This window comes from Pseudoxanthomonas sp. LH2527 (genome assembly GCF_022539275.1).
Taxonomy (GTDB): Bacteria; Pseudomonadota; Gammaproteobacteria; order Xanthomonadales; family Xanthomonadaceae; genus Pseudoxanthomonas_A.
The window spans coordinates 1-24,404 of sequence record NZ_JAKZBW010000018.1 but is presented as its reverse complement, the minus strand read 5'-3'; the positions used below and the strand labels follow the sequence as shown (position 1 = coordinate 24,404).

Here is a 24,404-nt window from a genome sequence, read left to right as displayed (position 1 = left end):
TCTGCGACCCTATGGGCGTACCCTTCCCCTGGTCCGATCCGGCAGCCCCGTCCCCATGGCGTCCACCAGCCCCACGACTTCCACCCACGACCACGGCACCAAGGCGCACGCGGATGTCGCCCCGGGCGAAATCGCCGTGGGCGTGGTGATCGGGCGCGCCTCCGAATACTTCGACTTCTTCGTCTTCGGCATCGCCTCGGCGTTGATCTTCCCGGCGGTGTTCTTCCCGTTCGTGGACCGCCTGGAAGGCACGCTGTGGTCGTTCGCGCTGTTCGCGCTGGCGTTCGTCGCGCGGCCGTTCGGCACCATGCTGTCGATGAAGATCCAGGCGCGCTGGGGCCGCGGCCTCAAGCTGACGGTCGCGCTGTTCCTGCTGGGTACGGCCACGGCCGGCATCGCCTTCCTGCCGGGTTACGCTTCGCTGGGTGCCGCCTCGATCGTCCTGCTCGCCCTGCTGCGCGTGCTGCAGGGCCTGGCGCTGGGCGGTTCGTGGGACGGCCTGCCGTCGCTGCTCGCGCTCAACGCGCCGAAGGAGCGCCGCGGCTGGTACGCCATGCTGGGCCAGCTGGGCGCGCCGGTGGGTTTCATCGTCGCTGCCGGCGTGTTCGCGTTCCTGTACGCCAACCTGGAAGAGGCCGACCTGCTGACGTGGGGCTGGCGCTATCCGTTCTTCGTCGCCTTCGCCATCAACGTGGTGGCGCTGTTCGCGCGCCTGCGCATCGTGGTGGCCGACGAATACCAGGACAAGATGGGCGAACTGGAACTGGAACCCACGCCGATCCGCGAGCTGTTCCAGGCCAAGGGCCGGCATGTGGTGATCGGCGCGTTCGCCGCGCTGGCCAGCTATGCGCTGTTCCACATCGTGACGATCTTCCCGCTGTCGTGGATCCTGCTGTACTCGCAGCAGTCCATCGTCAGCTTCCTGCTGGTGCAGATCCTGGGCGCCTTCATCGCCGCCGGCGCGATCGTGGCCTCGGGCTTGATCGCCGACCGCGTGGGCCGTGCGCGCACGCTGGGCGGGCTGGCGGTGGGCATCGCGATGTTCAGCGGCTTCGCGCCCACGTTGATGGAAGGCGGCCCGGTCGGCCAGGGCGCCTTCATCCTGATCGGCTTCGCCCTGCTCGGCCTGTCGTACGGCCAGGCCGCGGGCGCGGTGACCGCGAATTTCGGGCGCCGCTACCGCTACACCGGCGCCGCGTTGACTTCCGACCTGGCGTGGCTGATCGGCGCCGGCTTCGCCCCGCTGGTGGCGCTGGGCCTGTGCGCCAACTTCGGCCTGTCGTGGCTGGGCGCCTACCTGCTGTCCGGCGCGCTGGGCACGCTGGTCGCGCTGGGCATCAACCGCGCGAAGAACTACAAGAGCTGAGCCTCCGCGCCGGCGACCACCGCCTGCACGCGTGGCGCACTACAATCCGGGCATCCCGTCTCCTGGAATGCCGATGCGCCGTCTCCCGTTGCTGGTCGCCTGCCTGCTCGCCCTGCCCGTCGCCCACGCGGCCGAACCGCCGAAGCCGCTGACATCCAAAGAGATCCTCGACGCGTCGCCCGACGCGGACTGGCGCACGCTGGATCCGGCCAACACGCTGTACATGGACGTGCCCGGTGGTCGGGTGGTGATCGAACTGGCGCCGGCGTTCGCGCCCGAGCACGTGGCCAATATCCGCACGCTGGCGCGCGAAGGCTTCTGGAACGGTTTGGGCATCTACCGCTCGCACGACAACTTCGTCGTGCAATTCGGCGATGCCGATGCGGAAGACGCGTCGAAGGCGAAATCGCTGGGTACGGCGAAGACCACGTTGCCGGCGGAGTTCGCACGCAAGGCCGCAGGATTGAACTTCACCCGCCTGCCCGATGCCGACGGCTGGGCGCCGGAAGTGGGCTTCGTCGACGGCTTCCCCGCCGCGCGCGACCCCAAGGCAGGCGAAGCCTGGCTGGCGCACTGCTACGGCGCGCTCGGCGCCGGCCGTGGCGGCCCGCCTGACAGCAGCAATGGCAGCGAACTCTACGTTGTCACCGGCCAGTCGCCGCGCCAGCTCGACCGCAACATCACCCTGGTCGGCCGCGTGGTGAAGGGCATCGAACTGCTCAGCGCGATCCCGCGCGGCCCCGAGCCGATGGGCTTCTACGAGAAGCCCGAGCAGCGCACACCTATCACCGCCGTCCGTCTGGCCAGTGACGTGCCGGAGAACGAGCGCATGCCGCTGCAGGTGCTGCGCACCGACTCGAAGACCTTCGCCGCCGCCACCGAAGCCCGCCGCAACCGCCGCGACGGCTGGTACGTGCGCCCCGCCGGCCACATCGACCTGTGCAACGTGCCGCTGCCGGTACGCGAGGCGAAGCGCTGAGGCGCTGACCGCTTCTCTTGTGGGAGCGACGTCAGTCGCGACCGCGAGGCCGGAGCAGTCTTTCGACACGGATCAGAGCGAAAAAAGCGGATTGGTAGAAATCGGGCGATCGCTCGTCCGACGTTATTCGCTCTCGATGAAACGCTGGTCTTTCTTTCAGATCCGCTTCTTTCGCTCTGATCCGTGTCGAAAAAAAGCGTCTGATCCGCGGTCGCGACTGACGTCGCTCCCACAGGCAAGCGATGCTGACGCTCACGCCGCCCGCTGGCTCACCGCCACACTGCCCAGGATCAGCGCGCCGGCGGCGAGCATCGCGGGCGTGACCGGTTCGTTGAGGAACAGCCAGGCGAAGCCGGCGCCGAACAACGGCACCAGGTAGGTCACCGTCGCGGCGCGGGCGGGACCGATGCGCTGGATCAGCCGGTAGTAAAGCAGGAACGCGTAGCCGGTGCAGACCACGCCGATGGCGATGGCGGCGCTCCACGGCCCGGCGCCGATGGCATGGCCGGGCCAGTGCGTCGCCGCGAACGGCAGCACCAGCAACGCCGCGCAGCTGAGCGTGGCGGCCGCCGCGGCGGCGGGCGGGATGCCGGCCAGATGCCGGCGCACCAGGTTCACGCCCACGCCGTACAGCAGCGCCGCGGTCGCGCCGGCGATGACCGCACCGCCCACGCTCAGCCCGCCGGCCTTGCTGGTCGCCAGCACCACCACGCCGACGAAGCCGACCAGCAGCGCCAGCGAGCGGCGCAGGCCGATCTTCTGGCCGAAGAACAGGAAGCCGACCATCGCCGCGAACAGCACGGTCATCGCGTTGCAGATCGCCCCGATGGCGGCAGGCGAACGCTGCGCCGCCCACGCGAACAGCAGGAACGGGATGGCCGAATTGATCGCGCCGATCAACGCCAGCCGCGGCCACATGCCGGCGCTGAACTGCGCGCGCTCGCGCCACAGGAACGGCAGCAGCACCAGCGCGCCCAGCGCCAGCCGCACCTCGACCAGCGCGAAAGGGCCGAACGGGTTGGCGGCGATGCGCATGAACAGGAACGAGCTGCCCCAGATCGCGCCCAGTACCAGCAGTTCCAGCGGCGTGCGCCAGTCGCGCGCCACCACCGGCGGCGTCACGGCCATGCTGTCTCCCTGCGCCATCGTGGACTCCTCGTTCGTGCCTGCCGCCATTCTGGAACAAGCCCCCGCCGCCGCAAGCGCGTACGATGCGTGCGAGCCACAAATCTGGCTTGTGCCTGGAGACGCCATGAGCCTGCGCCCTGCCCTGCTGCCCGCCCTGGGCGTGTTCGCCGCCGCCGCGCGCCACCAGAACTTCGCCCATGCAGCCGAGGAACTGCACCTCACCGCCAGCGCGGTCAGCCACCACGTACGCAAACTGGAAGGCCTGCTGGGCGTGGTGCTGTTCCATCGCCATGCGCGCGGCGTGCAGCTCACCACCGAGGGCCGGCAACTGGCCGACGCCGCCAATGCGGCGCTCGGCGACATCGATGCGGTCGCCTCGCATCTGCGCCTGGCCGGCAGGACCGCCCCCCTGCGCATCACCACGCTGCACTCGCTGGCGTACTGCTGGCTGCTGCCGCGCCTGCCACGCTTCTGCGCGCGTCACCCGCATGTCCGCCTGCACGTGGACACCGGCATCGCGCTGACGCGCTTCGACGACGAAGGACCGGAACTCGGCATCCGCCACGGGCCGGGCCACTGGGCCGGGCTGACATCGCACCACCTGATGGACGACGAACTGTTCCCGGTCGCCTCGCCTGCCCTGCCCGGCCTCGACGCCATCCGGGAGCCGCGCCAGATCGCGCAGCTGCCGCTGGTGACGGACCTCGCCCTGCAGGGCTGGCGCGACTGGTTCCGCGCGGCCGGCGTGCGCGGCCTGCGGCTGCCGCCGATGCACAGTTTCAACGACAGCACCGATGCGATGCGCGCCGCCGTTTACGGCGTGGGCGCGGCGCTGGCGCGCCGGCATGTCGCCCAGCCCTATCTGCAACGCTATGAACTGGTGCGCTTGCCCGGCCCGGCCCTGAAGGCCCGCTTCGCGTATTACGCGGTGCACCCGACGCACAAGCCGCCGAGCGCGGCCGCACAGGCATTCATCGATTGGCTGAAGGAAGAGGCGCGCGACGAACGCACGCCGCTGCCGCCGATGCCGGACGATGTCCTCGGCCGTCGCGACAGCTGACGCCCATGGCCCATCGTCAGGGCACGGCTTTCAGCGTCTGCAGCACCGCCGGCTTCAGCGCGCGGATCCCGGGATCGTCCGACTGGTCGGCTTCCAGATGGACGCTCATCAGGAAGGCCATCAGGTCATGCCGCCGCGCCAGCCAGACCGGGTCGGCGTAGGTCTGCTTCGGGATGCCAAGCCTGGTGGGCAACGCGCCGAACCAGCGCGTCCACGCCGCCTCGTCCAGCAGCCCGCGCCGGGCGGCGTACAGCACCGGCCGCGCCAACCGTCCGGGCTCGCCGAAGACATAGGCATGCGCGCTTTCCGGCACCGCCTGTTCGGCCACCGCCTGCAACAACGTCTCCACCTGCGCGCGATCCACCTGCGCGTTGAGCACGAGTTGCAGCAGCCAGTCCGCGCCATGGGCCACGCCATGCCGCCAGCCCTCGTCCGCATCGAACCCGCGATAGTCGCGCACCGACGCCAGATAGGCGGCGGCACGCGCGACCATGTCGGCACGCTCGTCGACCGACATCCACGGCGCAACGCGATCGGTGCGCGCGACTTCCGACAACACCAGCGCCGCGAACGGCGGGCCGAAACCGCCGGCGTCCTGCTCGCCCAGCATCGCGTACAGGCGATCGCGTAACGCGCGACGCTGTTCGATGTCCAGCTGGCCCGCGCGCAGCCAGGCGCTGAATGCCTCGTAGGCCACGCCATCGCGCAGGGCGGGATCGGGATCGGCCAGGCATGCCGGCAGTGCCGCCACCAGGGCGGCACGCACGTCGTCGGGCACGGCGAATTTCTGTTCCCGCGCCATCTGCAACGAACCCCGATCGGTGCCCTCGGGTGGACACACCGCCTGCGCCGGCCACGGCAGCAGCATTCCCGCCCACACCAGCCACGCCCGCAAACGCATCGTCATCTCCCCGGCTCCTGTGCCACCCGTCTTGCGCCCCGCCGCGTGCCCGCCCCGATCAGGCGCCGGCGCCATCGAAGGCGATGATCTTCACCGCGGCGAGATCCACGCCGGGCAGGCAGCGCACGTTGATGGCCGCCATCTGCGCGCCGGTCGCAGGATGCGCGGCCTCGCCGAACGGGGCGATGCCGCAGGTCGCGCAGAAGCGATGCTGGATGTGGTGCTTGTTGAACGTGTAGGTGGACAGGTCGGCTTCCGGTGTCTTCAGCACCAGCGCTTCGCGCGGCGCGAACCACAGCAGGCCACCGCGGCGCCGGCACAGCGAACAGTTGCAGTCGATGACCTCGGCGATGTCGCCCTCGACCTCGAATGCGATGCGGCCGCAATGGCAGCTTCCCTCGTGCTTCATGTCACGGTTCTCCGGCGTCCGGTGCGCCAGCGTATATCGAATGGCAGGGGCAGGGGCATGACCTCCGGCCTATCCTGTCCGCTCCGACCCCGTGCAACGCAACAGGATTCCCATGCGCAAGACCCTGCTCGCCGCCGCCCTGCTGGCTTCGATGACCGCCTGCCAGAAGAGCGAAGCTCCCACCGTCGCCCCCGGTACGGATGCCACCGCCACCGCCGCGGATACCGCCAAGGCCGATGCCGCGTTCGCCGAGCTGTCCAAGCGGGCGCTGGAAGGCTGGCTGCAGCTGTCGCCGGTCAGCGCCACGCAGATCGGCGAACACATGTACGACGGTGAACTCGACGACCTGAGCGCCGATGGTCGCCAGAAGAGCCTGGCCTTCAGCAAGAAGACCCTGGCCGAACTCGACGCGATGGACATCGCCGCGTTGTCGCGCGAGAACCAGGTCGACGCCGCCATCCTGCGCAACCAGCTGCAGTACGACATCTGGACCGCCGAGACACTGCAGAGCTGGGCGTGGGATCCGCAGGTCTACAACAACGTCGCCGGTGGCGCCCTCTATGGCCTGATGGCGCGCGAGTTCGCGCCGCTGCCCGAGCGCCTGAAATCCGCGACCGCGCGCATGCAGAAGATCCCCACGTTGCTGGCGCAGGCGCGCGAAAACCTCGATCCCGCGCGCGTCCCGAAGGTGCATGCCGAGACCGTCGCCAGGCAGAACGCCGGCCTCCTCAGCATCGTCGATACCTTCATCACCCCCAACCTCAAGGACCTGCCCGAGACCGACCGCGCGCAGGCGCAGGCCGCCATCGAGGGCCTGAAGAAGGCCGTCGCCGAACACCAGGCCTGGCTCGACAAGACGCTGGTGCCCAACGCGAAGGGCGACTTCCGCATCGGCCAGACGCTGTACGACCAGAAGCTGCAGTTCGCCCTGCTGTCGTCGCTGTCGCGCGCCGACATCAAGCAGCGCGCCGAGGGCGAACTCAAGCGCGTGCGCGAAGCGATGTACGGCATCGCCCGCACCGTGCTGAAGGACAAGCCCGGCGCGCCGGCGCTGCCGGAAGCCCCCACCGCCGACGAACAGCAGAAGGCCATCGAGGCCGCGCTGGAACTGGCCTATGCCGAGCGCCCCGCGCGCGACAAGGTGGTGCCGGATGCCGAAGCCGCATTGGCGCAGGCCACCGAGTTCGTCCGCAAGCACGACCTGGTGACCCTGCCAGACGCCCCGGTCGAGATCATCGAGATGCCGGAGTTCCAGCGCGGCGTGGCGGTGGCCTACTGCGATTCGCCGGGTCCGCTCGACAAGCACCTGAAGACGTTCTACGCCGTCTCGCCGATCCCGGAAGACTGGGACCAGACGCAGGTCGATTCCTTCCTGCGCGAATACAACAGCCGGATGATCCACCTGCTGAGCATCCACGAAGGCACGCCGGGCCATTACCTGGAAGGCTGGCACTCGGCCAAGTTCCCGTCCACGCTGCGCGCCGTGCTGCGCTCGGGCATGTTCGCCGAAGGCTGGGCGGTCTACACCGAGAAGATGATGTCCGACGCCGGCTACCTGGACAATGATCCGCTGTTCCACCTGGTGCAGATGAAGTTCTACCTGCGCACGATCGCCAACGCGATCCTCGACCAGGGCGTGCAGGTGGACGGCTGGACGCGCGAGCAGGCGATGGACCTGATGGTGCGCCAGACCTTCCAGCAGGAGCGCGAAGCCGCCGGCAAGTGGACGCGCGCGCAACTGACCTCGGCGCAGCTGCCCACCTACTTCGTCGGCGTGCAGGAGCACTTCGACCTGCGCAAGGCCGCCGAAGCCAAGCAGGGCGCGCAGTTCAACCTGAAGGCCTACCACGATCAGGTGCTGTCCTACGGCGCACCGCCGGTGCGCTTCGTCCGTCAGCTGATGCTGGACGAGCCGATCCGATAAGACCTGCCGCACCGCGCGTTTGTAGGAGCGGGCCATGCCCGCGATGCTGTTGCTTCATTGATCGAAAAGCATCGCGCCCGAGGGCGCTCCTACAGAAGCGGCGCCTGTGCCACGATGTTGGCGAACCGATCCGATAACCGCTGCCGCACGCCGCGTTTGTAGGAGCGGGCCATGCCCGCGATGCTGTTGCCTCATCGATCGAAAAGCATCGCGCCCGAGGGCGCTCCTACAGAAGCGGCGCCTGTGCCACGATGTTGGCGAACCGATCCGATAACCGCTGCCGCATGCCGCGTTTGTAGGAGCGGGCCATGCCCGCGATGCTGTTGCTTCATCGATTGAAAAGCATCGCGCCCGAGGGCGCTCCTACAGAAGCCGGCTTTTCGCCACGATCACGCCGTTGGCATCGGCATAGATCCAGTCGCCGGGCCTGATCGACAGCCCGGCGAACGCCACCGGCACCTCCACGTCGCCAAGTCCGCGCTTCTCGGTCTTCATCGGATGCGAGGCCAGCGCCTGCACGCCGAGCGGCAAGGTGGCCAGCGCCTCGACATCGCGCACGCAGCCGAAGATCAGGAAACCGGACCAGCCGTGCTTCACCGCATTGGCCGCGATCTGGTCGCCCAGCAGCGCGCGCCGCAGCGAGCCGCCGCCGTCGACCACGATGACCCGCCCTTCGCCCGGCGTGGCGGCCAGTTCGCGCACGCGCGAGTTGTCATCCACGCACTTCACCGTCACCGCCTGGCCGGCGAACGCGATGTTGCCGCCGTAGCCGCGGAACACCGGCTCGGCCACCTGCACATCAGGGAACTGGTCGCACAGATCGGGCGTGGTCCAGGACATGCGGCTTCTCCGAGGGCGCGGGCTGACCGCATGGTAACGCGAGCGCGACGCACGCCGGGCTATGCTTCGCGCATGGACGACCTTTTCGCTTCCGCGCCTCCCGTGTCCGCCGACGGCATCCGCGTCGGCATCGGCGGCTGGACCTACGCGCCGTGGCGCAACAACTTCTACCCGGCCGGCCTGGTGCAACGGCGCGAGCTGGAATTCGCCAGCCGCCAGCTGACCGCCATCGAGATCAACGGCACCTATTACGGCGCGCAGAAGCCGGCCACCTACGCGAGCTGGCGCGAGCAGACGCCGGACGGCTTCGTGTTCTCGGCCAAGGCGCCCAAGCGCATCATGCAGTCGCGCTCGCTGGCCTCGACGCAGGCGCAGGTGGAGGACTTCGTCGGCGGCATCGCCGAACTCGGCACGCGGTTGGGCCCGCTGGTCTGGCAGTTCGAGTCGGGACGCCGCGTCGATGCGGAAGAACTGGACGCCTTCCTGTCGCTGCTGCCGCGCGAGATCGACGGACGGCCGTTGCGGCATGCGCTGGAGGTACGCGATCCGGCGGCGGTGGATGCCGACCTGGTCGACCTCGCACGCCGCCACCAGGTCGCCACGGTGTTCACCGACTCGACCGAGTATCCGTCCTTCGCCGACCTCACCGCCGACTTCGTCTACGCGCGACTGATGCGTTCGCAGCCCATCGACACCGGCTACCCGCCAAAGGAACTGGCACTGTGGGCCGAACGCGCATGCGCGTGGTCGCACGGGGAGGACATCGCCGAGCTGCCGCATGTGGGCGAGCCCGCACCGGCGCTGCCGCGGCGGGATGTGTTCGTCTACTTCATCAGCAGCGCGAAGGAACGCAATCCCGCCGCCGCGATGGAGCTGATGCGGCGGCTGTAGCAGCGCCGCACGCACAGGATGGGCCAATCCAACTTTGTAGGAGCGCCCCATGGGCGCGATGCTTCTGCTCTCGACGCCAGACCGGCAAAGAGCATCGCGCCCATGGGGCGCTCCTACAGGGCGGGAATCCCCATCAGTACCGCAGCGGCCGCTTCACCAGCACGTACGTGGCCACACCAACGCCGACCAGACAGGTGAAGGCGACATAGTGTGCCGGCGCCATCCGGCCCCACGATGCCGACAGCCAGGCGATCAGCGGCGGCGTCATGCCGCCGAATACCGCGTACGCGACGTTGTACGAGAACGACAGGCCGGAGAAGCGCACTTCGGGCGGGAATGCCGCGACCATCAGCGCCGGCGTCACGCCGGTCACGCCACAGCAGAAGCCGGCCAGCGCGTACCAGGCGACGAAATGATCGTGATGCCCCGACGCCAGCGCGCCATACAGGGCGTATGCCGCCATCCCCAAGCCCAGCGAGCCCAGCAGCAGCGCAAGACCCACGCCGATCCGGTCCACCGCCCAGCCCGCCGCCAGGCAGCCGAACACCAACGCCAGCGTTGCCAGGCTGTTGCCACGGAAGGCCGTGGCGGCGTCGATGCCGAACCCCGTCTGCACCAGCGTCGGCGTCAGCAGCACGATCACCACGATGGCCGCGGTCAGCTGCCATGAGGCCAGCATAGACAGCACCACCGCGGGGCGGTGCGCGGCCAGGACCTGCTTCACCGGCAATTGTCGCGCCAGCTGCTTGCGCTCGCGCATCTCGACGAACACCGGCGTTTCCTCCAGCCAGCGGCGCAGCCACACCGCGATGAAACCGAATACGCCGCCGAGCAGGAACGGCACGCGCCAGATCCCCGCCTGTACTTGCTCCGCCGTGTAATGCGCGTTGATCCACGCTGCCAGCAGCGAGCCGATCAGGATGCCCGCCGTGAGCCCCGCCGTCAGCGTGGCGCAGGCGATACCGACGCGATGCCGCGGCACGTGTTCGGCCACGAACACCCACGCACCCGGCACCTCGCCGCCCACCGCGATGCCCTGCACCAGCCGCATGGCCAGCAACAGCAGCGGCGCCAGCGCACCGACCTGCGCATGGGTGGGCAGCAGGCCGATCAGCAGGGTGGGCACCGACATCATGAAAACGCTGAGCGTGAACATCCGCTTGCGCCCCAGCCGGTCACCGAAATGCGCCATCACGATGCCGCCCAGTGGCCGTGCCACGTAACCGGCGGCGAAGATGCCGTACACCTGCAGCTGCGCCAGCCACGGCTCCGTGCCTGGCGGGAAGAACAAGGCGCCCAGCGCCTTGGCGAAGAACACGAACACGACGAAGTCGTAGAATTCCAGCGCACCCCCGAGCGCCGACAGCCCCAGCGTCCTCGCATCGCGACGGTCGAAGGGACGGTGGATCGAAGGCGAGGTGTTGCCGGATGTCATGCGGTGATCCTGTACGTCGGCACGGTCATGGCGCGCGAACATCGCACGCAGCACGGCATGCGTCCAGCGCCACCATGATCCGCTGTAGGAGCGACGTGAGTCGCGACCGCGCGTTTTCCGGTCAGGTGAAGCTGCATCATCCGCAGTCCGTCGGTTCGCCGATGTGCACGGGCGAGGCCCGTGTCCGGTCGCGACTCACGTCGCTCCTACAGAGGACGCCGACGCCGGCCAAGTAGATGGTCCAGGCCCACGATGACAAACCCCAGCACCACGAACACCGCCATGACGCCCAGCGCATTGACCCCGACCTGCGCCCAGCCCAGCTGGCCGACATCGATGAAGGGATACGGGTATTCGCCCAGCCACGCCCCCCGCACGAACACCCAGGCCACGTAGGCCAGCGGGAACAGCAACCAGCCGGCAACCTCGCGCCAGCGCAGGCTGCCGTGCGGCGTGAACGCCAGCCACCACGCCCAGTACGCCAGCGGCACCGCATAGTGCAGGCCGGTATCGGCCCACCATTGCGCGCCCTGCGGCTGCCACAGGTGGCGCAGGATGAAGAAGTAGATGCTGCCGGTGACGCCGATGTAGAGCGCGACCGCACCGCGCACGCGGGCCTGCGCAAGGAACCCCGTCCGCCCGGCAGCGGCGGTGAAGGCGACCAGCGCCACCGCGAGGTTGCTGAGGATGGTGAAGTAGCTGAAGAACCGCACCGTGCCCAGCGCCATGCCGACGTTGTCGCGGGTCAGCCGCAGGATCAGCACGTATTGCAGCACCAGGGCCGACAGCGCCAACGCGGCGACCAGCACGGCAATGGCCCGGTGCCCGCTGGGCAGGTGTGTGGACGGCATCGTGCATCCCTGGGCGCGCGGCGATGGCGCTAGCTTGCCACGGCGGCCGGGCGGTCGGGAGTGGTCCCATCGCGGCGACGCGAGGCTTCGGCGACAATGCGCGCCATGCCGATGACCCCGACCGCCAAGGCCCAGCTGCAGATCCACCTGTGCGTGCTGCTGTGGGGCTTCACCCCGATCCTGGGCAAGCTGATCAGCCTGTCGGCGCTGCCGCTGGTGTGGTGGCGCATGCTGATCGTGGTGGTGGCGCTGGCCTTCCTGCCGCGGGTCTGGCGCGGCCTGCGCGCGATGTCGGCCACGTTGATCCTCGCCTACTGCGGCATCGGCGTGATCGTGGCGCTGCATTGGCTGACCTTCTACGGCGCCATCAAGCTGTCCAACGCCTCGGTCGCGGTGACCTGCATCGCGCTGGCGCCGGCCTTCACCTCGGTGATCGAACCGTGGCTGACGCGGCGGCCGTTCTCCTGGCGCGAGCTGCTGTTCGGCGTCGCCGTGTTGCCGGGCGTGGCGCTGGTGGTCGGCGGCATTCCCGACGGCATGCGGCTGGGCGTGCTGGTGGGCGCGCTGTCGGCGCTGCTGGTGGCGGTGTTCGGCCCGCTCAACAAGCGCCTGATCGACCATGGTGAGCCGCTGACCATCACCGGCCTGGAACTGGGTGCGGGCACGCTCCTACTGACCCTGCTCGCACCGGTGATGCCGATGCTGTTCCCGGCGTTCGCCGGCGACCTGTTCGTGCTGCCCGGCCTGAAAGACGGTGCGCTGCTGGTGGTGCTGTCGCTGGCCTGCACGCTGCTGCCGTTCGCGCTGTCGCTGGTCGCGCTGAAGCATCTCAGCGCGTACGGCGTGCAGCTGGTGACCAACCTGGAGCCGGTCTACGCCATCGTGCTGGCCATCGTGCTGCTGGGCGAACAGCGCGAACTCACGCCGCTGTTCTACCTGGGCGTGGGCATCATCCTCGCCGCGGTGTTCCTGCATCCGCTGGTGCAACGTCCGAAGCGCATCGAGCACCCGGAGATCCTGGGCACCTCCGAGGCCAAGAACGTCGTCGAATGAAGCCACGCCGCTCCCTGTTCGCGTCCGCCACACTCCTCCTGCTCGCGCTGCCACTGGCGTGCGCCGCGGCCACGCCGGTGTACCGCACGTTCGGCGACTGGGTGGTGGCCTGCGACAACGGTGCGCGGTGCGAGGCGATCGGCATGCACTACGCCTATCCGCAGCTCGTGCTCCGATTGGTGCTGGAAGGCGGGCCGACGGCCGAACCCGCCCTGACGCTGGAATCCGACGCGCCGGTGGATCCGCGCGGCCTGCGCCTGGACGGTGCGCGGTTCGCAGCCGCCGCGCTGGTGCAGCCCGGTGAGGGCATGCAGACGATCGGCCGCGATGGCGCGCAGGCTCGCGCCTTCCTCGAGGCCATCCGCAACGGGGCGCAGCTGCAGGCCGGCACGGGCGAGGACGCGCCCACCGCGTCGTTGACCGGTCTGTCGGCGGCGCTGCTGCTGATCGACGAAACCCAGGGTCGGCTGGACACGGTCACCGCGCTGCGCCGGCGCGGTCCGCTGCCGGCCGCCCGCGTGCCGGCGGCTCCCGTGTTGCCGGCACCGGTGCCGCCGGTGCCCGCGCCCCCGCTGGGCGAGGACGAGGCGCAGGCGCTGATCGCGCGCGTCCGCCTGCAGGCGGCGCCTGAGGTGGTACGCGAAGACTGCTTCGTCGACCCGGCGGAGGCGTTCGATGCCGCAGGCGCCCTCGACGGGGACGAGGCGCTGGTGATGCTGGAGTGCTGGCGCGGCGCCTACCAGTCGTCCAGCCTGCTGTTCCGCACGCGCCGCGACGGCAGCGGCACGGCGATGCGCCTGCGCCTGCCGTTGCCGGCGCACGTGGAAGGCGAGCGCCGGGTGGTGGACGCCTTCACCAACGTCGACTTCAGTGCCGGCCACCTGTCGCACATGGCGAAGGGGCGCGGCATCGCCGACTGCGGCGAGAGCGCGTCGTGGACCTACGACGGCCGCGACTTCCGACTGCAGCGCTATCACCTGCTCGACCGCTGCCGCGGTGGCGCGCCCGGCGAATGGCCGGCGCTGTGGCGCAGCCGCGGCGACTGAGCCGCACCCGGTTCAGCGCGCGACCAGCACCGGCACCGGGCTCAACGCGATGACCTTCAGCGCCACCGAGCCGACGAACAACTGCTTCAGCGCGCCACGGCCATGCGTGCCGACGACGATCAGATCGGCCTTCGTCGCCTTGGCCTGCTTGACGATGCTTTCCGCGGGCTCGCCCACCACGATCTTCTCCGCGAACGGCAGCTGCGCGCGCTTCAGTGCCGTGCGCGCCTTTTTCATGGCATAGGCGCCATTTTCCGCGTGGTAGCGCTCCACGCCGTCGCTGCCCAGTTCGAGCGCGACCGAGCGCAGCAGCGGCGGATCGACATACAGCAGGGTGACGGCGGGCGTTTCCGCCAGCGACTTGCCGAACTCGACCAGGTGCCGCACGGCGGCCAGCCCGATCTCGCTTCCATCCACGGCCAACAGGATCTTCATCGTCGTGCTCCGCGTGCTGGGCGGACACACGATGCGCCGCCGACAAACCCAGCATGCGCCCGCCGGTCGCGGTGCGCATTGATCGCGATCAAAGTCAGGCGGCGGCGACCACGCGGTCCCGGCCGCCGCGCTTGGCTTCGTACAGCGCCTGGTCGGCGCGGCGGAACAGGGTCTCCGCCGTATCGTCGCGTCCGCGCGCCGCCAGCCCGATGCTGACCGACACCGGCAGGCCGATCGGCAGCAGGCCCACGGCCTGGCGCATGAACTCGCACTGCAGGCGCGCCTCTTCCAGCGTGGCGCCCGGCATCAGGATGACGAACTCCTCGCCGCCATGGCGCGCCGCCAGCCCGCGGCCGGCCGCCTGCGACTTCAGCATGTCGGCCAGCGCAACCAGTACGCGATCGCCTTCGTCGTGCCCGTGGATATCGTTGACGGTCTTGAAGTGGTCCACGTCCAGCACCGCGACCGCGAGCGGATCACCGCCTTGCGCAGCCTTCTTCATGGCGCCGTCGAGCGCGGCGGCGAAGGCGCGGCGATTGGGCAGGCCGGTCAGCGGATCGGTCTTCGTCTGTTCGGACAGATCGGCGTTCTGCTGCTCCAGCTGGTCCTGGTAACGCTGCATCTGCTGCTCGTACCACGCGCGCTCGTGCAACTGGTGGCGCAGCTGCTTGCTCACGCGGCGCAGTTCCAGCAGCTGCACGATCTGCCGCGACAGCGCATCCAGCGCCTGCAACTGGAACGGCGCCAGTTCGTGCGGCTGGTCGTCCACCACGCACAACGCTCCCAGCGCGAAGCCGTCCTGCGTCACCAGCGGCGCGCCCGCATAGAAGCGGATGCCGTTGGCGGTCGCCACCAGCGGGTTGTCGGCGAAGCGGTGGTCGCGGGTCGCATCGGGCACGACGGTCGCCGCGGCCGGATCCAGCACCGTGTGCGCACAGAACGAGGTATCGAGCGACGGATCCGGGCTTTCCATGCCCACCTGCGCCTTGAACCACTGGCGGTCGCGGTCGATCAGGGTGACCGCCGCCATCGGCACGCCGCAGATGCCGGCGGCGATGCGGACCAGGTCGTCGAATGCGCGCTCGGGTTCGCTGTCGAGGATGTCGAAGCTGCGCAAGGCGGCCAGACGGGCTTCTTCGTTGTCCGGCTTGGACGGGCGGCTCATGCCATGGCTCGGCAGTCGGGACCGCGGCAGTATGCCCGCGTTCTTCCGGCAGCTACGCCGCGCGACCGCGACCGCGGTCACGCTATCGCTTCACCAGCTCTCCTGCTGCGGCAGCAGGCCACGCAGTTCCTGGTCGGTGAGATTGCGCCAGCGCCCGGCCTTCAGGTCGCCCAGCTTGATGTTGTCGATGCGCACGCGGCGCAGCTGGGTGACGCGGTACTCGAACGCCGCCGCCATCAGGCGGATCTGCCGGTTCAGCCCCTGCGTGAGCGTCACGCGGAAGCCGAACTTGGCGATCCGGCTGGTCCTGCACGGCAGCGTCATCTGCCCGTGCACGCGCACGCCGCGCGCCATGCCGCGCAGGAACTCGTCGGTCACCGGCTTGTTCACCGCCACCAGGTACTCCTTCTCGTGGCGGTTTTCCGCGCGCAGGATCTGGTTGACGATGTCGCCGTTGCTGGTCAGCAGGATCAGCCCTTCCGAATCCTTGTCGAGGCGGCCGATCGGGAAGATGCGTTGCTCGTGGCCGATGAAGTCGACGATGTTGTCCTTCACCGACGACTCGGTGGTGCAGGTCACGCCGACCGGCTTGTTGAGCACGATGTAGACGTGCCTGCGCTTGCCGGCCTTGACCGTGCGCGCCTTGATCGCCTGGCCGTCCACGCGCACCTCGTCGCCCTCGCCCACCACCGCGCCGACGCCGGCGGCGATGCCGTTGACGGTCACGCGGCGCTCGGCGATCAGGCGGTCGGCCTCGCGGCGGGAACAGAAGCCGGTTTCGGCGATGTGCTTGTTGAGGCGGGTGGTCATGTCGCCATTATCCGGGATCGGCGCGGCGGCGTCGCCGTCCTCAGGCCGATTCGGCCAGGGCCGTGCCGGCATGGCCCCAGCTGGCGGTCAGTTCCGACAGCGGACACGGCACGTGCACGGCATAGCCCTGCACATAGCCGATGCCGAGCTCGCGCAGCGGCGCCATCACCGATGCGCACTCCACCCATTCGGCGATGGTCACCTTGCCCAGCGCCTGGCCCATCTGACTCATCGACCGCACCAGCGCCAGGTCGGCATCGCCCTGCGAGAGGTCGCGGATGAAGGCGCCGTCGATCTTGAGGATGTCCACCGCCAGCCGCTTGAGGTAGCCGAACGAGGACAGGCCGCTGCCGAAGTCGTCCAGCGCGATCCGGCAGCCGCGCGCGCGGACCGCGCCGATGAAACGACAGGCATCGTCCATGTTGGCGATCACCGCCGTTTCCGTGATCTCGAAGCACAGGCTGCGCGCCACCGCCGGGTGCTGGTCCAGCAGCGCGGTGACATGGTCCAGGAAGGCCGGCTCGGCGATCGACTGGGCCGACACGTTGACGTGGCAGAGCTCCAGCGTGGCCAGGTGCGCGGGATGTCCGGCGAAGTGGCGGAACAGCGCATCCACCACGTAGCCGTCTACCGCCATGCCCTGCCCGTAGCGCTCCATCGCCGGCAGGAACACACCCGGCGCGTGCAGCTGGCCGTCGCGGTCGCGCAGGCGCACCAGCACCTCGTACTGCAGGTGGTCGCTGCCATCCAGTGCGACGATCCGCTGCGCGTACAGCAGCAGGCGGTCTTCGGCGATGGCCAGTTGCGTATGCGCCACCCACTCCAGTTCGCGCCGCCGCCGCGACAGGCTGGGATCGGATTCGCGATAGCAGCGGATGCGGTTGCGCCCTTCTTCCTTGGCCACGTAGCACGCCGCGTCGGCCGCGCGCAGCAGCCAGTCCACGTCCACCGCGTCGTCGTTGATCTCGGCCACGCCGATGCTGCAATTCAAGCCGAACGTGCGGCCACCCCAGACGAAGCCGGCATGCGCGAGCGAGGCATGGATGCGTGCCATCGCCACCTCGGCTTCTTCCAGCACGGTGTCGTGCAGCAGGATGGCGAACTCGTCGCCGCCCAGGCGCCCCAGCCAGTCGCCGCGGCGCAACTGTGCGGACACGGTGGTGGCGAAATGGCGCAGGAAGCGGTCGCCAGCCTCGTGGCCGCAGGTGTCGTTGACCAGCTTGAACTGGTCCAGGTCGATGTAGCACAGCGTGTGCCGCCCCTTGGCCTGCCCGAGCGCGCAGTCCAGGCGGCGCGCGATCTCGCGCCGGTTGATCAGCCCGGTCAGCTCGTCGTGGCTGGCCTGGTGGGCGATCTCGCAGGCCAGTTCGTGCGCTTCGGAGACATCCTCGGCCAGCACGAAGACCTGGTCGTCCGCCGGCGTGCGGCCGGCCACCATCGAGGCCGTCCAGCGTACCCACCGCACGTCGCCATCCAGGCGCACCAGCCGACGTTCGCCCGGCTCCAGCATGCGCAGCCAGTCGATGCCGCCGGCCTCCGTGCGGTGCAGGTCATCGGCATGCATCACGTCGTGAAGGCGGCATGCGCGCAGGTCGTGCAGCGGCAGCGACAGGATCTGCGCCAGCGCTTCGTTGGCCTGGGTGAAGCGGCCATGGCGGTCCAGCTTGAGCATGCCGACCACCGACTGGTGGAACGCCATGCGGAACTCGCTCTCGGTCTCGCGCACGCGGTGCAAGGTGCTGCGCATCACGTGCAGCGCGTACGCGCACAGCACCAGGAAGACCAGCGCGCTGAGCGCGAGCAGCGTGCGCCGCATAAAGTGCGCGCCATCGGCCAGCGAACGCGAGAAGGCCAGCTCCTTCGGCCGCAGGCGCGCATCGATCTCCAGCAACTGCCGCCGGTAGGCCAGCACGCTGGCGGTATCGAGCGGGCCTCGCGCGATCTCCGCCTCCAGCGTGTCGGCCAGCGCGACCAGCTGGTCGATCTCGATCTCGGCTTCGCGCCACAGGCGCACGGAATCGCGGAAGTACGGCGCCCGCGCCAGTGCGCGGTACATCCAGATCAGCCGACCGATGTCCTCCGGCGCGTTGTCGCCCTGCAGGAAGCCCGCCCGGGCGGCGGCGAGATCCACGGGACGCTGCTCCAGCGCCAGGCGGCCGGCGCGGTCGCCGAGCGGCACGCGCAAGGCGTCCCGCGCGATGTCCAGGTCGGCCTGGCGCCCATGGCCGGCATACCGGTAGAGGCCCAGCACGGCGCGCTGGTGCGCCTTCGACCAGTGGCTCTCGCCGATGATGTAGGCGGTGGCGCCCGCCTGCGTCTCCAGCACGGCGGCGGTCAGCGTGGCGCCCAGTGCGAACAGGACGATCAGCGCCAGCACCCGGGCCGGCAGCCGCCGCAGGCTACGGTCGTCTTGGTCGCGGCCGGACCCGTTCCGGACGCTGGCTTCCCCGTTGTGCACGCTTGCTCCTGTCGATCCGCGGGGAAGGACGGCCCGACACCGGACTTCCCCCTGCTTCATCGGCCCGCCGGCCGGCGGCTTGAGGCCGCTGGTCCGGTGTAGACGCGATCCGCCGTCTGCTGGCCGCGCTGCGTCAGTTGTCGCCGTCCGGCGCAGCTTCGGCATCGACCACGCGGTCGCGGCCGGCGCGCTTGGCCCGGTACATGGCCTCGTCGGCACGGCGCAGCAGCGATGCCGCGTCGGCGTCTTCTTCCGCCAGCGTGGCCAGGCCGATGCTGGCGGTCACCGCCAGGCCCTCGATGCCCAGTCCGCTGCCGGCCGCGCTCACCTGGTTGCGCATCGCCTCCAGCCGCGCGCGCGCGGTCGAACCGCCGATGCCCGGCAGCAGCACCAGGAATTCCTCGCCGCCCATGCGGATCACGTCCGCCGGGTCGCGCACGGCGGCGGTCAGCGTCGCCGCCACCGCCACCAGCACGCGGTCGCCGGCTTCGTGCCCGTGCACGTCGTTGATGCGCTTGAACAGGTCGATGTCCAGGAAGCCCACCGCCAGCGTCTCGTCGCCGGCACGCGCATCGCGCATGTGCTGTTCCAGCCGCTTCAGGCCGGCGCGACGGTTGGGCAGGCCGGTCAGTTCGTCGGTGTCGGCCAGTGCGCGCATCTCGTCGCGCTGGCGGCGCAGCTGCCCCAGCCGCAGGTTCAGCACGTAGGCGCTGACGGTCAGGAACCAGGTGATGGACAGCTGGATCGCTTCCACGCGGTATTCGATCAGCAGGCAGGCGTCGGCCAGGTCCATCGCGGCCATGGTCAGGAACGGCAGCACCGCGGCGAGCGCCGCGGTCGCATCGGCGCGGTGGCGGCGCAGCAGCGCCAGCCCCAGCGCGAACACCAGGACGCAGCCGACCACGAAGCCGGTATCCATCGCGATGGCCAGCCGGGACAGGCCCGCAGGCGGCAGCCAGACCGTCGCCAGGCCCAGCGCGCACAGGCCGGCGGTCAGCCACGGCAGCCAGCGCCGCGTGGTGGGCCAGAAACGCGCGCCGCCGACCAGCAGCCACATCACGTACAGCAGCACCGGCAGGCCCAGGCACGAGAACGCCACCAGCCAGCGCGATTCCTGGCCGTCGACCGGCAGCCACGGCTCCGGATAGCCGCTCAGGCCGCTGAGCACCGACTGTCCCAGTACGCTCAGCGCGCACAGCAGGGTGTAGCCGAAGAAGGCGCGGTCGCGCGTGCTCAGGAATCCCATCAGCGCCATGAAGGCCAGCGCGATGGCGATGGCCACGCAGGCCGTGCGCACCAGCAGGCGCGCGGTGTCGAACTGCTGCACGGGACTCGGCGCGCCGATCCGCACGGTCGGGATCCAGCCCGGCTTCAGCGGCGTTTCCCAGCCGACCTGGATGGGTTCGCGGTTGCCGGCCGGCGGCACCACCACCATGCCCACGCCCGCGCGGAAGCGCGAATCGCGCGTGCGTGCGTCGTGCATGCGGCCGCAGATCTCACGGTCGCCGTGATGCACGCGTACTTCGCCGGCGAAGATGTTGAACACGTTGATGGCCTGCGGCGCGCCCGACCAGCCGCCGGGCGGCGCGGGAATCTCGACCCGCTGGGTCAGTCCGGCCTGCATGGCGGGCGTGCAGTGACGCTGCGGGGCCTGTTCCGACGTGGGGGCGCCGGTGACCAGATAGTCACGGCCCGCCTGCGGGGTCGCCAGCGCCGGGCACGACAGGGCCGCGAGCAGCAGCAGCCACCCCGCGATCCCGCCGATTCGTCCCCCATTCCCCTTCACAGACACTCCGGTACGTCGCCGCTTCCCGACCTCCGGTGTGCTGGCTTGCGTCTACGAAATGCAACTTCCGTGCCATGGCCGGCGCGTTGGCGCCGGAACCCGCATTACGTCCGGCGCCCGCACGCCGGAGCGCCTCACTCGCGCGGCGGTCCCTTGCGGTGCGGCTTGCCGGCGGGCTTGCCCGCGCCGAACGGCTTGTCGCCGCGCGGCTTGCCCTTGCCCGCACCCGGCCCGCCGAAGCGGCGCGGCGGTGCGTCGCCGCCACCCTCGCCCGGCTTGTGGATGCGCAGCTGCTGGCCCGACACCCAGACCTTCTTCAGGTGCATCAGCACCTCGCGCGGCATGCCTTCGGGCAGGTCCAGCGTGGTGTATTCCTGCTGGATGTCGATCCGGCCGATGTAGCGGCTTTCCAGCCCGGCCTCGTTGGCGATGGCGCCGACGATGTTGGCCGGCTTCACGCCATGGGCATGGCCCACCTCGATGCGGTAGGTCTCCATGCCCACCTCCGGCTTGTCGGTCCGCGGCGGCTTGTCGGCGCGCGGGCGGTCGGTGTCGGGGCGCTCGATCTTCGAGCGCTCCGGCTTGTCGAACGTGCGCGCCGGGCGCTCGCCCGGGCCGTCCTCGCGGCGCGGACGCTCGTCGCGCTCGCGACGCGGTGCGTTGCCGTAGGTCTCGCTGCGCACCGGGCGCTGCTCGCGCGGCGTGCGTTCCTGCGACAGCAGCAGCGGCGTGTCGCCCTGCACCAGTTGCGCCAGCGCGGCCGCGATGTCCACCGCCGGCACGTTCTGCTCGCGCTCGTAGCGTTCGATCAGCGCGCGGAACTCGCCCGCCTTGCCCGAGGCCAGCATGTCGGTGATGCGCGCCAGGAACCTCTCCACGCGGCGGTCGTTGACCGCTTCCACGGTGGGCAGCTGCATTTCTTCGATCGGCTGGCGGGTGGCCCGCTCGATCGACCGCAGCATGCCCTTCTCGCGCGGGGTGACGAACAGGATCGCGTCGCCGGTGCGGCCGGCGCGGCCGGTGCGGCCGATGCGGTGCACGTAGCTTTCGGTGTCGTACGGGATGTCGTAGTTCAGCACGTGGCTGATGCGCTCCACGTCCAGGCCGCGCGCGGCCACGTCGGTGGCCACCAGGATGTCGAGCTTGCCGTCCTTGAGCTGCTGGATGGTCTTCTCGCGCGCCGCCTGCTGCATGTCGCCGTTGATCGCCGCCGCGGCCAGGCCGCGGGCCTGCAGCTTGTCGGCCAGTTCCTCGGTCGCCGCCTTGGTGCGGGCGAACACGATCATGCCGTCGAACGGTTCCACTTCCAGAATGCGGGTCAGCGCGTCCAGCTTGTGCATGCCGCTGACCCACCAGTAGCGCTGGCGGATGTTGGCCGAGGTGGTGGTCTTGGAGGCGATGTTCACCTCCACCGGTTCCTTCAGGTAGGTCTGCGCGATGCGGCGGATGGCCGGCGGCATGGTCGCCGAGAACAGCGCCACCTGGCGCGTCTCCGGGGTCTTCTTCAACACCGTCTCGACGTCGTCGATGAAACCCATGCGCAGCATTTCGTCGGCTTCGTCCAGTACCAGCGTGGTCAGGCCGGACAGGTCCAGCGAACCGCGCTCGAGATGGTCGATGACGCGGCCGGGCGTACCGACGACGACATGCACGCCGCGCTTCAGCGCCTGCAGCTGCGGGTAGTAGCTCTGGCCGCCATAGATCGGCAGCACGTGGAAACCGGGGATCTTGCCGGCGTACTTCTGGAACGCCTCGGCCACCTGGATGGCCAGCTCGCGCGTGGGCGCCAGCACCAGCGCCTGCGGGCCGCCGGCACCCGGCTTGAGGTTGGCCAGCACCGGCAGCGCGAACGCGGCGGTCTTGCCGGTGCCGGTCTGCGCCGTGCCCAGCACGTCGCGGCCGGCCAGCATGGCGGGGATGGTGGCCGCCTGGATCGGCGACGGGGTTTCGTAGCCCACCGCGGTGACGGCGGCCATGACCGTGTCCGGCAGGCCGAGGTCGGCGAACAGGAGGGGGGCGGGCGAGGGGGATTCGGTGGACATGCGGAGACTCCGGGGGCGTCGCGGAGCCGCACGCCGAGCCGCGTATTGTGCCCCTTCGGGGGCCTCCTGTCGCGTCGCAGCACGCCCGGGCGTTCACATGCAAGGGCGCTGTGATGTTTTCCCCGCGCCGGCGAATCACCTTGCAGACCGCACAATCGACCCGGTGCAGGAATGGAATCGAGCCTTGCCATGACATCCCCGACGGACACGGCCCGCCGTGACGGCTTCCAGACGCTGCTGCAGCAACATCGCGGCATCGTCGCCAAGGTCGCCGGCACCTACGCCTGGCACCCCGACGACCGCGACGACCTGATGCAGGACATCGCCACACAGCTGTGGAAGGCCTGGCCGGACTACGACCCCGCCCGCCCCTTCGCCACGTGGATGTACCGGATCGCGCTGAACGTGGCGATCTCGGACGTCCGCAGCCGCACGCGCGGACCGTCGTCGGAGGCGTGGAACGAAGAGCACCACGACGTTGCCGACCCGCATGCGCACGATCACGAAGGCCGCCAGCAGGTCGACCTGCTGTATCGCTTCATCCACGCGCAGCCGCCGCTCGACCGCGCCCTGCTGCTGCTCTATCTGGACGACCGCAGTCACCGCGAGATGGCCGACGTGCTGGGCCTGAGCGAGACCAACGTCGCCACCAAGATCAGCCGGCTTAAGCAGCGCCTGCGCAACGAACTCTGACCCGATGACCCCGCAAGGAACGACGACCATGGAACCCGATGACCTGAAACTCGCGTGGCAGACGCTGTCGCGCCGCCTGGAACGGCACGACGCGCTGCAGGCGCATGTGCTGCTGGAACAGCGCAAGCAGCGCGCCCTGTCCAGCCTGCGCCCGCTGGTGTGGGGGCAGGTGGTGCAGGTGCTGTTCGGCATTCCCTTCATCCTGCTCGCCGGCCTGCTGTGGATCCGCGGCGGCCAGTCGGCCGACGGCCTGCCCTGGACGGTGCTGGTGTCCGGCGTGGTGGTGCAGCTGTACGGCATCGCGACGGTCGCGATGGCGGGGGAAACCCTGCGCCGCATCCGCGAGCTCGACTACGCGCAACCGATCGTCGAGATCCAGAAGCGCCTCGCCACCGTGCGCCGCACCTACATCATCAACGGCATGCTGACCGGGCTGCCGTGGTGGTTCATGTGGGTGCCGGTACTGGTGGTGCTGGCGGGCCTGGGCGGCGGCGACCTGCTGGCCAGGGCACCCGGCATCGCCTGGATCGGGCTGGGAGTGGGCGCCGTCGGCCTGGCGGCAACGGTCGGGTTCCACCGCTGGTCGCGCAACCCTGCCCGCCCGCGCCTGGCCAAGGCGATGGAGGACAGCGTCACCGGCGGCAGCCTGCGCCGCGCGCAGGCGCGGATCGACGAGGTCGCGCGCTTCGAGGCCGAGTGAGCGGGCAGTACACTGCGCGCATGCAACGCATCGACTTCGACCTGGACGCCGGCCACGAGTACGTGGAACTCAACCAACTGCTCAAGCTGGTCGGCATCGCCGACAGCGGCGGCCAGGGCAAGGCCATCGTGGCCAGCGGCGCGGTGACGGTGGATGGCGCGGTGGAACTGCGCAAGACCGCCAAGATCCGCGCCGGTCAAGTGGTGCGGATCGACGAGGCCGAGATCCGGATACGCGCTGTCGGAGGCTGAGCCGCCACGCATCGGGAAAAGCACGCTATGTCATGCCCCCTTCTCCCCGTGCAACGGGGAGAGCAACTGTCTTGATTCAGGCTGTTTGGGAGGCGTTGAGATGGTCCCGCATGCGGGCGTTGAGGATGACCAGCAGTTTGCGCATGGATGCCACCAGGGCCACCTTGGCGGGTTTACCTCG

The 24,404-nt window shown here is 69.7% G+C and carries 22 protein-coding genes and 1 pseudogene; 10 read left to right on the top strand and 13 right to left on the bottom strand.

The features are described from left to right. Positions 1-55 precede the first annotated feature (55 nt). Positions 56-1,366 (top strand): MFS transporter, encoded by a 1,311-nt coding sequence (locus MMG85_RS10995; protein WP_055941545.1) that lies wholly within the window; start codon positions 56-58, stop codon positions 1,364-1,366. 67 nt (positions 1,367-1,433) lie between these two features. Continuing rightward, entirely contained in the window at positions 1,434-2,345 is a 912-nt protein-coding gene (locus tag MMG85_RS10990; RefSeq protein ID WP_241046081.1) for a peptidylprolyl isomerase, read from the top strand. Between the two features lie 252 nt (positions 2,346-2,597). Here the strand turns inward: MMG85_RS10990 and MMG85_RS10985 are convergent, their stop codons facing one another. Then, positions 2,598-3,473 (bottom strand): DMT family transporter, encoded by an 876-nt coding sequence (locus MMG85_RS10985; RefSeq protein WP_241046130.1) that lies wholly within the window; start codon positions 3,471-3,473, stop codon positions 2,598-2,600. A gap of 124 nt (positions 3,474-3,597) precedes the next feature. On the opposite strand from MMG85_RS10985, the gene MMG85_RS10980 reads away from it, so the two are divergent. Continuing rightward, positions 3,598-4,533, top strand: coding sequence for a LysR substrate-binding domain-containing protein (locus MMG85_RS10980; protein WP_241046080.1), 936 nt, complete (start codon positions 3,598-3,600; stop codon positions 4,531-4,533). A 16-nt stretch (positions 4,534-4,549) separates the two neighbouring features. On the opposite strand, the gene MMG85_RS10975 is transcribed toward MMG85_RS10980, so the two are convergent. Together MMG85_RS10975 and MMG85_RS10970 are read right to left on the bottom strand one after the other, a co-directional pair. Then, the gene (locus MMG85_RS10975; RefSeq protein WP_241046079.1) at positions 4,550-5,440 is read right to left on the bottom strand and encodes a DUF2785 domain-containing protein; all 891 of its coding nucleotides are present in this window, start codon (positions 5,438-5,440) and stop codon (positions 4,550-4,552) included. A gap of 52 nt (positions 5,441-5,492) precedes the next feature. Beyond that, a complete protein-coding gene (locus tag MMG85_RS10970) occupies positions 5,493-5,843 on the bottom strand; it encodes a GFA family protein (protein ID WP_241046078.1) in 351 nt (116 codons plus the stop codon). A 112-nt stretch (positions 5,844-5,955) separates the two neighbouring features. On the opposite strand from MMG85_RS10970, the gene MMG85_RS10965 reads away from it, so the two are divergent. Next, positions 5,956-7,767 carry a DUF885 domain-containing protein gene (locus MMG85_RS10965; RefSeq protein WP_241046077.1) on the top strand — a complete coding sequence of 604 codons (1,812 nt, stop codon included), beginning with the start codon at positions 5,956-5,958 and terminating at the stop codon, positions 7,765-7,767. Positions 7,768-8,130: 363 nt separating this feature from the next. Here MMG85_RS10965 and rraA read toward each other — a convergent pair whose 3' ends face one another. Then, on the bottom strand, positions 8,131-8,607 hold the full coding sequence (gene rraA, locus MMG85_RS10960) for a ribonuclease E activity regulator RraA (protein WP_241046076.1): 477 nt from the start codon (positions 8,605-8,607) through the stop codon (positions 8,131-8,133). A gap of 72 nt (positions 8,608-8,679) precedes the next feature. Here rraA and MMG85_RS10955 point away from each other — a divergent pair, with 72 nt between their 5' ends. Continuing rightward, positions 8,680-9,498, top strand: a complete 819-nt coding sequence (locus MMG85_RS10955) for a DUF72 domain-containing protein (protein ID WP_241046075.1) — start codon at positions 8,680-8,682, stop codon at positions 9,496-9,498. 133 nt (positions 9,499-9,631) lie between these two features. On the opposite strand, the gene MMG85_RS10950 is transcribed toward MMG85_RS10955, so the two are convergent. Further along, on the bottom strand, positions 9,632-10,933 hold the full coding sequence (locus MMG85_RS10950) for an MFS transporter (protein WP_241046074.1): 1,302 nt from the start codon (positions 10,931-10,933) through the stop codon (positions 9,632-9,634). A gap of 206 nt (positions 10,934-11,139) precedes the next feature. Continuing rightward, the gene (locus tag MMG85_RS10945; RefSeq protein WP_241046073.1) at positions 11,140-11,784 is read right to left on the bottom strand and encodes a Pr6Pr family membrane protein; all 645 of its coding nucleotides are present in this window, start codon (positions 11,782-11,784) and stop codon (positions 11,140-11,142) included. Positions 11,785-11,889: 105 nt separating this feature from the next. On the opposite strand from MMG85_RS10945, the gene MMG85_RS10940 reads away from it, so the two are divergent. Both MMG85_RS10940 and MMG85_RS10935 read left to right on the top strand, forming a co-directional pair. Continuing rightward, positions 11,890-12,837 (top strand): DMT family transporter, encoded by a 948-nt coding sequence (locus MMG85_RS10940; protein WP_241046072.1) that lies wholly within the window; start codon positions 11,890-11,892, stop codon positions 12,835-12,837. Continuing rightward, positions 12,834-13,883, top strand: a complete 1,050-nt coding sequence (locus tag MMG85_RS10935) for a DUF1176 domain-containing protein (RefSeq protein WP_241046071.1) — start codon at positions 12,834-12,836, stop codon at positions 13,881-13,883. The genes MMG85_RS10940 and MMG85_RS10935 overlap by 4 nt, the downstream gene beginning before the upstream one ends. Before the next feature lie 12 nt (positions 13,884-13,895). On the opposite strand, the gene MMG85_RS10930 is transcribed toward MMG85_RS10935, so the two are convergent. The 6 genes from MMG85_RS10930 to MMG85_RS10905 form a co-directional block, all read right to left on the bottom strand. Continuing rightward, positions 13,896-14,318, bottom strand: a complete 423-nt coding sequence (locus MMG85_RS10930) for a universal stress protein (protein ID WP_241046070.1) — start codon at positions 14,316-14,318, stop codon at positions 13,896-13,898. A gap of 94 nt (positions 14,319-14,412) precedes the next feature. After that, the gene (locus tag MMG85_RS10925; protein ID WP_241046069.1) at positions 14,413-15,483 is read right to left on the bottom strand and encodes a sensor domain-containing diguanylate cyclase; all 1,071 of its coding nucleotides are present in this window, start codon (positions 15,481-15,483) and stop codon (positions 14,413-14,415) included. A gap of 90 nt (positions 15,484-15,573) precedes the next feature. After that, positions 15,574-16,293 (bottom strand): pseudouridine synthase, encoded by a 720-nt coding sequence (locus MMG85_RS10920; RefSeq protein ID WP_241046068.1) that lies wholly within the window; start codon positions 16,291-16,293, stop codon positions 15,574-15,576. 40 nt (positions 16,294-16,333) lie between these two features. Beyond that, positions 16,334-18,751, bottom strand: a complete 2,418-nt coding sequence (locus tag MMG85_RS10915) for an EAL domain-containing protein (protein WP_241046067.1) — start codon at positions 18,749-18,751, stop codon at positions 16,334-16,336. 133 nt (positions 18,752-18,884) lie between these two features. Next, positions 18,885-20,537, bottom strand: a complete 1,653-nt coding sequence (locus MMG85_RS10910; protein WP_241046066.1) for a GGDEF domain-containing protein — start codon at positions 20,535-20,537, stop codon at positions 18,885-18,887. Positions 20,538-20,671: 134 nt separating this feature from the next. Next, positions 20,672-22,579 carry a DEAD/DEAH box helicase gene (locus MMG85_RS10905; protein ID WP_241046065.1) on the bottom strand — a complete coding sequence of 636 codons (1,908 nt, stop codon included), beginning with the start codon at positions 22,577-22,579 and terminating at the stop codon, positions 20,672-20,674. 189 nt (positions 22,580-22,768) lie between these two features. Here MMG85_RS10905 and MMG85_RS10900 point away from each other — a divergent pair, with 189 nt between their 5' ends. The 3 genes from MMG85_RS10900 to MMG85_RS10890 are packed head-to-tail and all read left to right on the top strand — an operon-like array spanning position 22,769 to position 24,223. Then, positions 22,769-23,272: a sigma-70 family RNA polymerase sigma factor gene (locus MMG85_RS10900; RefSeq protein WP_241046064.1), complete on the top strand. Its 504-nt coding sequence runs from the start codon at positions 22,769-22,771 to the stop codon at positions 23,270-23,272. A gap of 28 nt (positions 23,273-23,300) precedes the next feature. Further along, on the top strand, positions 23,301-23,972 hold the full coding sequence (locus MMG85_RS10895) for a serine/threonine protein kinase (protein ID WP_241046063.1): 672 nt from the start codon (positions 23,301-23,303) through the stop codon (positions 23,970-23,972). A 20-nt stretch (positions 23,973-23,992) separates the two neighbouring features. Beyond that, on the top strand, positions 23,993-24,223 hold the full coding sequence (locus tag MMG85_RS10890) for an RNA-binding S4 domain-containing protein (protein WP_241046062.1): 231 nt from the start codon (positions 23,993-23,995) through the stop codon (positions 24,221-24,223). 76 nt (positions 24,224-24,299) lie between these two features. On the opposite strand, the pseudogene MMG85_RS10885 reads toward MMG85_RS10890, so the two are convergent. Next, positions 24,300-24,404 (bottom strand): annotated as a pseudogene (locus tag MMG85_RS10885) (IS110 family transposase); the annotation flags it as partial.